The 11,842-nt window shown below is 38.6% G+C and carries 1 protein-coding gene; it reads left to right on the top strand.

Annotation, left to right across the window (positions count from 1 at the left end):
- Positions 1 to 155 precede the first annotated feature (155 nt).
- The gene (locus AB3G36_RS07675) at positions 156 to 11,807 is read left to right on the top strand and encodes an Ig-like domain-containing protein (protein ID WP_367757572.1); all 11,652 of its coding nucleotides are present in this window, start codon (positions 156 to 158) and stop codon (positions 11,805 to 11,807) included.
- The last annotated feature ends 35 nt before the right edge of the window (positions 11,808 to 11,842 follow it).

Genomic DNA, 11,842 nt, shown 5'->3' with positions numbered 1-11,842 from the left:
AAATACAAATCAATGTTGAAAATAGCAAATAATTGATTTATTTCTTAAGGAAAACACCACTACATTATAATTATTTAATTACTAAAATAGCCATATCTCTACTATATGTACATTTTATTAAACTGCTAAATTGTTTAATTCAAAATGTTGATATCATGAAAAAAAAATACTTATTTATAATAATATTCTATTTCATTTCATTTCACAGTTTCGGACAAGATTGTTTAGAAAGAAGCCTCTCAGATGACGTAATATGTATTGGTCAAAATGCTTCGATTATTTTGTCAAATAGTGAAATCACTATGACTTATCAATTAAGAATAGGAGCTTCTGACATTGGAAGCCCTATAGCCGGAACTGGTTCAGATATCACATTTACAGTATCGCCATCAATAACTACAATTTATTCCGTTTTTGCTACTTCAAATACTGCTTCAGTTTGCGACATAACATATGCAGATGTTTCTACCGTAACCGTAAATAGTCTTTCAGTTGCTCCTACAACTATCTCTGGAATAACTACTATTTGCAACGGGCAATCTACTACACTAACAGTTAGTGGAGGTACGCTAGGTACGGGAGCTATGGCTGAATGGTTTTCGGGTTCTTGTAATGGCATTGCCGTAGGAACTGGAAATAGTATTACAGTTTCTCCTATAAGTAATACCACTTATTATGTCCGTTATAATGGGTCTTGCAACGTTACTAGCTGCGCTTCTACAGCGGTAATCGTTAATTCAGTTCCAGTTCCAACTGTATCAATTGGTGTAAGTCCAGGTAGTAATATATGTGCTGGAACATCTGTGACTTTTACAGCTAATCCTACAAATGGAGGAACATCTCCTTTATATCAATGGAAAATTAATGGAACTAACATCGGTTCCAATAGTTCGACAGCAACTTTCACCTCATCGTCATTAGTTAATACAGATAAAGTAACGGTTGTCTTAACCTCTAATGCTACCTGTGCTGCTCCGGTAAACGCTACTAGCAATCAAATTACAATGACTGTTAATGATCTATTAACTCCTTCTATAAGTATTTCTTCTTCATCAACAACAATCTGCCCAGGAAACAATATCAACTTTTCTGCAGTAGCAATAAACGGAGGAAGTACACCTTTCTATCAATGGAAAATAAACAACAGTAACGTTGGAATTAATAGTCCTAATTTTTCCTCTACCACCTTAATTGATGGAGATGTTGTTACTGTAGAATTAACTTCAAACGCAATTTGCGTTTCTCCAACAAAAATTACAAGTAATAGCATCCCAATAACAGTTAATCCCGCAATACCAGCTACCCCTTTAGCTGTATCGGGAATTAGTACGCAATGTCCAACACTAAATAATCAGGCGTATACAATTGCAGCGGTAACAAATGCTACTATTTACAATTGGACTGTGCCTTCTGGATGGACAATAACTGGAGGACAAGGAACTACTTCAATAAACGTAACAACTGGAAATAGTGGTCAAAATGGTAATATAAGTGTTACAGCGGGCAATAGCTGTGGAACAAGTTCGGCAAGCAATCTGGCTGTAACTATTATACCTAATGCAAGTATTGCTTCAGTTTCTGGAACAAATGCAATATGCATTGGCAATACTACAACATACTCAGCAAATTCTGTTATATTAGGCGGTGGAACTGGCGCTTGGAGTAGTTCTAATACCGCTGTAGCAACAGTAGATTCAACTACAGGCCTAGTAACTGGAATAGCAACAGGAAATTCAAACATAATCTACACGATAACTGGTGGTTGCTCAGGTACTAAAACGGCCCAACAATCAATAACGATAAATCCCGATGCCAATATTGCCTCAGTTACTGGGACAAGTCCAATATGTATTTCTGGAACAACAACTTTTACTGCAAATTCAGTTACACTCGGTGGTGGAACAGGAACTTGGAGTAGCAGTAATGCAGCAATTGCTACCGTAAATTCATCAGGTCTTGTAACTGGAATTGGAGCAGGGAATTGCAATATCGTTTATACTATCAGTGGCGGTTGTTCAGGAACTAAAACTGCCCAACAATCAATAACGATAACACCAAATGCTACTATTAGTTCCGTAACTGGTACAAGTCCGATATGTATTGCAGGAACAACCACTTATTCTGCAAATTCCATTGTACTCGGTGGAGGAACGGGGGCTTGGAGTAGTAGTAACACCGCTGTAGCTACTGTTGATTCTTCAACAGGTATAGTTACTGGAATTGCTGCTGGGACAACCAACATAATTTACACTATAACTGGCGGTTGTTCAGGAACTAAATCTGCCCAGCAAACGATAACAATTACCCCAAATACAAGTATTGGCTCCGTTACTGGTACAAGTCCAATTTGCATTTCTGGTACAACAACCTACGCCGCAAACTCAGTTGTTTTAGGTGGTGGAACTGGCGCTTGGAGCAGTTCAAATACAGCTGTAGCGACAGTAAATGCATCAACTGGAGTTGTCACAGGAGTTTCAGCAGGAACTTCAAACATAATTTACACTATTTCAGGAGGTTGTTCAGGAATTAAAACTGCACAACAATCAATAACCATAACCCCAAATGCAAGTATTAGTTCCGTTACTGGCGCCAGTCCGATATGTATTTCTGGAACAACAACTTATGCGGCAAACTCAGTTGTCCTAGGTGGTGGTTCTGGAACTTGGACAAGTAGCAATACAGCTGTAGCGACAGTTAATTCATCAACTGGAGTTGTTACTGGAGTTTCCGCAGGGACTTCAAACATAATTTACACCATTTCTGGAGGATGTTCAGGAACTAAAACAGCTCAACAATCGATAACTGTAAATCCAAATGCAAGTATTGCTTCCGTTACTGGAATCAGTAATTTATGTATTTCAACCTCAACAAGCTTTACTGCCAATTCCGTAATTTTAGGTGGTGGTACTGGTACTTGGAGCAGTAGCAACAACTCGGTTGCAACTGTTAATGCTACAGGGCTTGTTACCGCTACAGGAGCTGGAACTTGCAACATAACCTATACCATAACAGGAGGTTGCGGTGGCAATGTATCTGCCTCTCAAGCCGTAAATGTATTTTCAGGTATTCCAGGAACACCAGCGACCCCAACTGGCCAATCATCTATTTGTCCTGTTGCTGCAGGGTTGATATATAATGTGGCGGCCGTTGTTGGTACTTCAAATTATATTTGGACTTTACCAACCGGATTTACAATAACAGCGGGCTCAGGTACAAATTCTATTACGGTCACTGCGACATCTTCCACAATTACAGGCAATATATCCGTAAAAGCAAGTAATACTTGTGGATCAAGTGCGTCAAGTCCTAATTTAGCAGTAACAGTTGGTAATTTTGCTTATGTAGATGCTGGTGTAGACCAGACCGTTTGTGCAACATCACCGAATGTATCATATAGCGCAGCTGTTGGCGGTGCTATAAGCGGTAACAATGATGTACAATGGACATCATCCAACGGAGGAAGTTTTACAAATGGAGGAAGAAAAGCCACAGGAACTTATACGCCTAGTGCAGCGGCAATAGCAGCGGGTACAGTGACATTAACTATTACAACCGATGATCCTGCTGGTCCATCATGTGATGCAGTAAATGACCAAATGATAATAACAATAACACCTGTTGCTAGCATAGCTTCTGTTACAGGTACAAGTACTTTGTGCACCTCCGGAACAACAACCTACATAGCCAACTCTGTAGTTCTTAGCGGTGGTATTGGCGCTTGGAGTAGTAGTAATACTGCTGTAGCTACTGTTAACAACACAGGAATAGTAACAGGAATCGCATCAGGTAATTGTAATATTATTTATACTATTACTGGAGGCTGTGGCGGAACTAAAACAGCCTTTCAATCTATAACCATTAATGCAGCGCCAACTGTTAATGCAGGTGGTCCAGATACCGTTTGTCAATCTAGTACCCCATCAGCCATTACATTATCAGGAGCAACTCGTTCTGGGGGAGCAACAGCAGCAGCTTGGTCCATCACTTCTGGAGGAGGATCTTTATCATCAACCGCACCTACGTCAAATCCAGCATCTGTGACTTACACCCCAGCAGCAAATTATAGCGGAAATGTAATTTTAACTTTGACTTCAGATGCACCAACAGCCTGCTCTCCAACTAGTGCAACAAGAACGATTACTATTAATGCGTCACCTACTGTAAATGCTGGAGGACCAGATATTGTATGCCAATCTGCAACACCATCTGCCCTAACTTTATCAGGGGCGACTATTGGTGGTGGAGCAACTACTGCTGCTTGGTCAATTACTTCAGGTGGAGGAACATTAAGTAGCACTGCACAAACCGCATCACCAGCAACTGTGACCTATACTCCAGCGGCAAACTCTAGTGGGGTAATTACTTTGACTTTAACTACAAATGCTTTAAGTTCTTGTTCACCAATAAGTGCTACAAGAACTATTACCATAAATGCCGCATCTTCTGTAAATTCTGGAACTAATCAAACCATTTGTCAATCTGCGACTCCATCGCCCATTACATTAGCTGGAGCATCAGTTGGTGGCGGAGCGACTACAGGAGCTTGGTCAATTACTTCTGGAGGAGGAACATTAAGCAATACTGCACAAACCGCATCACCAGCAACCGTGACATACACTCCAGCGGCAAATTATAGTGGAGCTGTAATTTTAACCTTAACTACAAATGCTTTAAGCACTTGTTCAACCGTAAGTGCTACAAAAACAATTACGGTTAACGCGCTATCAACTGTGAATCCTGGTTTGGATCAAACCATTTGTCAATCTTCATCCCCTTCAGCAATTACCTTAACAGGAGCTTCAATAGGTGGTGGAGCCACAACTGGAGCTTGGTCAATCACCTCTGGAGGAGGAACATTAAGTAGCACCGCACAAACTGCAACTCCGTCTAGCGTTACCTATACTCCAGCAATAAACTATAGCGGAAACGTAATTTTGACTTTAACTACAAATTCAGCTACATCATGTAATCCAACAACTGCCACAAGAACAATAACTATTAATGTTGCTTCTACTGTAAATCCTGGTTTGAATCAAACGATTTGTCAATCCCCATCCCCATCCCCTATTCAATTAACTGGAGCATCATTTGGTGGAGGCGCTACAACTGCGGCTTGGTCCATTACTTCAGGAGGAGGATCATTAAGTAATACTGCACAAACTACAACTCCTGATCTTGTTACTTATACTCCAGCAACAAATTATAGCGGAAATGTAATTTTGACTTTAACTACAAGTGCCTTGACCTCATGTACTGCTACCAATGCGACAAGAACAATCACAGTTAATACTGCACCTACAGTAAATGCTGGTGGCCCCAACATTGCATGCCAATCTTTATCACCATCATCAATAACCTTAGCCGGAGCTTCAATAGGTGGCGGAGCAACAACTGGAGCTTGGTCAATTACGTCTGGAGGAGGAACATTAAGTAGTACTGCGCAGACCGCAACTCCAGCGACCGTTACTTATACTCCGGCTATAAACTATAGCGGAAATGTAATTTTGACATTAACTACAAATGCCTTAACTTCCTGTTCTCCTATTTCTGACACAAGAACAATTACGGTAAATACGGCATCAACTGTTGATGCAGGATTAGATCAAACCATTTGTCAATCTGCAACTCCCTCAGCAATTATTTTAACTGGTGCTTTTATTGGTGGTGGAGCAACAACAGGTGCTTGGTCAATCACGTCTGGAGGTGGAACGTTAAGCAATACAGCTCAAAATGCATCACCACAAACAGTAACTTATACACCTGCCTCAAATTTTAGTGGAACCGTTATCCTTAAACTAACCACAAATTCAGCAACCTCATGTACTACCGCAAGTGCAACAAAAACTTTCACAGTAAAAAAAGAAGTAATAATTACCACTCAGCCGTCCAACACGAGTATTTGTGCCAGTTTCCCTGCAGATTTAAACGTTGTCGCAATTGGAGATGAATTAACCTATCAATGGTATAAAGGAGCTTTTCCAGGAGTAGCAGTTTCCAATTCGGGAAATATTTCTGGGGCACAATCATCAAACCTTCACTTTAACCAAGCTAGTTTATCAGATGATGGTATTTACTACGTAATTGTTAGCGGTGCTTCAGCTTGTTCTCCGGTAATCTCAGCGCAAAGAACACTAAATGTAGACCAAGCGATAATTGTATCTAACCAACCTATTACACAGTCGATATGTAGTGGATCTACTATTACTTTAACAGTTAGTGCTGATGCAAATGGTGATATGCTCTCCTTTCAATGGAGAAAAAACGGTACAAACATTGGAGCGCCAACGACATCAACAACGAACTCTTCATTAATTTTAAATAATAATACTATAACAGCTACCTATGATGTTTTGATTTCAGGGCCATCGGGTTATACCTGCTCCTCTGTTCAATCAACTACTGCCACAGTAACTATTTATCCAATACCTACAATCAGTGGCACACTTTCAGTTTGTGAAGGCGCTAATACCCAATTGAGCGGTTCTGCATCCCCAAATGTGAGTTCTCCTTGGTTGTCATCAAATACTGCTGTCGCGACCGTAAGTAACACTGGATTAGTAACAGGTATTCTCGCAGGTTCAACTACCATTACGTACACTAATTCAAATGGATGTAAAATTACAGCAACGGTAACTGTTAATCCAACTCCAAATGCAGTCGTAACCAATGGCTCGCAAACTATTTGTTCCAGCACATTAATTACACCTATGGTCGTTTCTGGAAATGTTCCATCAACTATTTTTAATTGGACAAGAGATAATACAGGAACCGTGACAGGAATCGCGGCTAGTGGTAGTGGGAATATCAGTGGGAATTTAGTTAATACAACTTCAGCCCCAGTTACAGTAACCTTTACTATTATTCCATCAACTGCAACTTGCATTGGTATTGCCATAACTTCAACCGTAGTGGTAAATCCAACTGCTCAAGTTAATCAACCACTAGATCAAATACTATGTAACAGCAGTTTCATTACTGCAGTTAATTTTGGAACTACAAATACCGGAGGAACAACTACCTACAGCTGGACAAACAATACCACTTCAATAGGTTTAGCAGCATCCGGATCTGGAAACATAACTTCATTTTCTGCCATAAATAATGGAAATTCTCCTGTGATTGCGACAATAATAGTTACACCAACATTTACAAATGGTGGAGCCAGCTGTATTGGTGCTACAAAAACTTTTACCATTACTGTCAATCCTAAAGCAAATGTAAACAAGCCATCACCAATTGATGTTTGTAATGGGAATACGGTCGCAGCAATTACATTTGGATCTTCAAATTCAGGAGGAACTAAAACGTATGCTTGGACAAATAATAATCCTTCAATTGGTTTAGGAGCTTCTGGAACTGGGGATATCCCTTCATTTACAGCAATAAACAATGGTAGTTCTCCAATTACAGCTACCATAAATGTAACTCCTACATTTGACAACGGAGGAATTAAATGTAATGGTCAAGCTGAAACATTTGTAATTACTATTAACCCTACAGCAGAGGTTAATCAACCAAGTAATTTGACTTTTTGTAATGGAAATGCAACTTCTGCTATTACTTTTGGAACTACAAATACTGGTGGAACCACAACCTATAATTGGACAAACAACACCCCTTCAATAGGTATAACATCTGGAAGTGGTAGCATCCTCTCTTTTAGTGCAATAAATAATGGCACGACTCCCGTAATCGCAACTATTACTGTTACTCCATCATTTAATAACAGTAGCATAAATTGTACGGGGCCATCTAAAACATTTACTATAACAGTCAACCCTACCCCTACTGTAACCGTACCTTCAAACCTAACCGTTTGTAATAATGGGGTGGTTCCTGCAACCAATTTCACTTCATCGCCAGCTGGAGGTACTTTCACTTGGACTAATAGTAATCCAAGCATAGGATTAGCAGCTTCTGGAGCTGGAAACATACCTTCATTTAATGCTACAAACTCAGGAACATCAGCTATAAACGCAACAATAACTGTTACTCCAACGGTAAATGGATGTACAGGAACCCCAAAAACATACACTATCAAAATTGATGCCTCCTCAACGGGTGGTATTGTTAGCTATTCGGATGGGACAAAAACGAAAACCGACTGTCACTCCGCATCTGGACAACTTACTTTATCTGGACATACTGGTACAATTCTATATTGGGAAACTTCAATAGACGCCGGAAACACATGGACCAATATTGCTAATGGTGGTAATACAACCTATAACTATTCTACTATAACAACAAATACTATGTTTAGAGTGGCCATACAAAACGCCTCTTGTACAATAGTTAAATCAGATGTTGCGATTTTATTTATTATTCCAAATATCAAACCATCCCCTGTGAGTGCATTACCTTCCACAATATGCGAAGGTGATTCAACAACATTAACCTCAAGTGCTAGTTACTCTACCAGTCAAAATTTACAAAATGGTGGACTTTTCAATACTGCTCAACCTGTTGGTTGGTATGTAGATGGAGGGAATTTCAATGCTTCCGGCGACAACGGAAACAACCATACCTGGCTGGAAACTAATGGAAATGCGGGGACTGAGTACGACACAGCATCTAATGATAAGTTTGCTATTGTAAGAGGTGCAATCGACTCAAGGTTAGAAACGCCAATTTTTGATTTGGTCGGACTAACAACTGCTAATTTGACTTTTGACTATGCCTATCAATTAGCATCGGGAGCAACTGGAAAAGTAGAACTTTCTTTTGATGGAGGTGCTACATATCCTGTAACCTTGATTACGTATACTGGAAATAAAACGCCTTATAATAAATTTACTAGTGCAATGAGTATTAATTTGGATGCTTATTTAGGATATTCTAATTTGAGAATAAAATTTAATTTTCACGGGACAGTAAATAGTGTTAATGCTTTTGGAGGTAGTTCATGGGCAATTGATAATGTCAAAATTCCCCAAGCACCAGTTCCTACCTTAACATCCCAGTGGCAAAATTTAGGTACAGGGGCAATCATTAGTGTGAGTAATGCTACAAATGTAACTGTAACTCCTGCAATAACTACAACTTATGCAGTAACCTCGTTCCTTAATGGATGTACCAGCTATGGAATTGATGGGACAACATATGTAACGGTTACCGTAAATAAAAGACCACTTGTTACTGCTTCTCCAGCAACAATCTGTTCTGACGACATATCAAACATTCCGTTGTCAAGTGCTGTTGTAGGTACCGAAACATCAACAACATTTACTTGGACTGTAGTACAAACTGGAGTGACAGGAGCAACTGTGGGAAGTGGGAATACAATTGCACAAAAATTGACAACAACTGGTGCTACATCAGGAACAGCCGTCTATACGATTACCCCAACATCCAAAGGATGTTTAGGTACGGCAAAGAATATTACCGTAACTGTAAATCCACGACCAACCGCAAACATAGGACCAAACCAAACGATTTGTTATGGGGGTACTGGTACTTTTAGTATTGCCTTAACAGGTAAAGCGCCTTGGACTTTTACGTATACAAATGGCACAACGCCTACTACAGTAACTACAAGCGCCAACCCCTATGTATTTACCGTCCCAAATATTATTGTGAATACAACCTATATCGTTACGGCGTTAAGCGATGCAAATTGTAACCCTGCAAAACCATCCGATTTAACTGGATCAGCAGCAGTAACAGTTCTAACGGGAACAGCGGGTATCTGGACTGGTTTAGTAAGTACAGACTGGTTTGATTGTAAAAACTGGGAACAAGGCCTTCCTTCTTATACAATTGATGCTCAAATACCTACTACTCCATCTGGTGGATTTGGCATGCCAGTTATTGACAACACTTCTCCATTTGCCCCTTTATATAGTGGTATTGCAACTGCTAGAGATTTAATTGTTAATCCTGGAGCTTCTGTCACTATGGTTAACACTAATAATTCTGAATTACAAATAAGCCGTAATTGGAGAAATAGTGGTGCTTTTATCCCCGGGACAGGAACAGTTACTTTTAATGGTGGAACTGCTAATCAAATTCAAACTATAAATCTAGGAATAAAAACAAACGAAACTTTTTATAACCTAAAAACCAATACAACAGGAACAGCTAAAGGCTTAAGTGTTGTAAATCAATTTGAATTAACTGTACAAAATCAACTCAACTTATTAAAAGGAGATGTCCGTTTAACAGGTGAAGCGCAACTGGTACAAACTATTGCTACATCAAATCCAACCGGTGGACAAGGTGTATTGTTAATAGATCAACAAGGTCAAAAAAATAGTTTCAATTACAATTATTGGTCTTCACCAGTAAGCCTTAATAACATAAATTATTCTATATCAAGTGTATTAAGAGACGGGACTGATGTCACCACTAATCCATTTAACCCAACTGTAATAACGTTCCTTGATGGTGCCTTTAGTGCCGACTTGCCACAAACGAATCCAATAACTGTAAGCAACCGTTGGTTATGGGCTTTTAATTCACCTGCATTATCAGATCCTTTATTAAATTATTATCAATGGAAATATGTTGGTAGTACAGGGACAATAAACATTGGAGAAGGATTTACGATGAAAGGAAATGGAGGAGTTGCTCCTATTTCTTCTTTACAAAACTATGTATTTGTTGGTATTCCAAATACTGGAACAATTCAATTAAAAATAGATCCAGAGCAATCCTATTTGGTAGGTAACCCCTATCCATCTGCCCTTGACGCTAAACAATTTATAAGAGATAATTTAAGAGATTGCACTGGTTGTACAAATAGTAAAAACGTATTTAATGGAGCTCTCTATTATTGGGATCATTTTGGATTATCAAATAACCATTATTTAGCTGAATATGAAGGAGGTTATGCTACCTATACCCTAATGGGAGGTGTAGCTGGAATCAATGATAGTTCGTTAACGGTCAATGATGGTTCAACTGGATCAAAAATTCCAAAACAATACATACCCGTAGCACAAGGATTTTTTGTAGATGCCTTTTTAGATACTGACATTTCTGGTTCAGAAATCCCAATATCTGTTGAAGGAGGTACATTACTTTTCAAAAACAGTCAGCGACAATTTGTTAGAGAGAGTTCCGGAAGCTCCCTATTTATGAAAACAAATAGCACTACTAAAATAAACAGTCCCGAAATAGATGATAGGTCAAAAATACGATTAGGTTTTGACTCAGCAATAGGTTCACATCGACAATTACTTATTGGTATTGATACCAATACTACAAATCAATTTGATATTGGTTATGATGCTCCCATGTATGATTTAAGCGATGATGATATGTATTGGGAAATGAATAATACTCAATTTATAATACAAGGAGTTCCTAATTTTAATGACGATCAAATTATACCAGTAGGTATTAATGTGGCTAATGAAGGTGAAATAACAATTAAAATAGATGCAATGGAAAATATTCCCAATTCACTAGAAATCTATTTATTTGACAATATAACTGGGATTTATAACGATATAAAAAACAATGATCTAACTCTATCACTTACACCAGGAGCGTATACAAATCGCTTTTCTTTGCATTTTGCAAATAAAACCCTTAGTGTTGACAAAGTTAAATTGAATGATGGAATACTAGTATATTTTACCAATGACAATAAAATACTAAACATTAAAAATAATTTTGTAGATAATACAATAGAAAAAGTATACCTTTTCAATATTTTAGGTCAAAAAATAGAAAATTGGACTATTGATGATGGTGCGCAAGCTTCTATCAAACTACCAATTAAAAATGTTAGAACCGGAGTGTATATTGTGAAAATTCAAACTTCGAAAGGCAATTTTAGTAAGAATATTATTGTCCATTAATCGACGAAATATTAACTAAATTTTGTAAAGTTGAA

Origin of the sequence: Flavobacterium sp. WC2430 (genome assembly GCF_040822075.1) — a bacterium.
Lineage (GTDB): Bacteria > Bacteroidota > Bacteroidia > Flavobacteriales > Flavobacteriaceae > Flavobacterium.
This window is presented reverse-complemented; position numbering and strand designations above follow the sequence as displayed.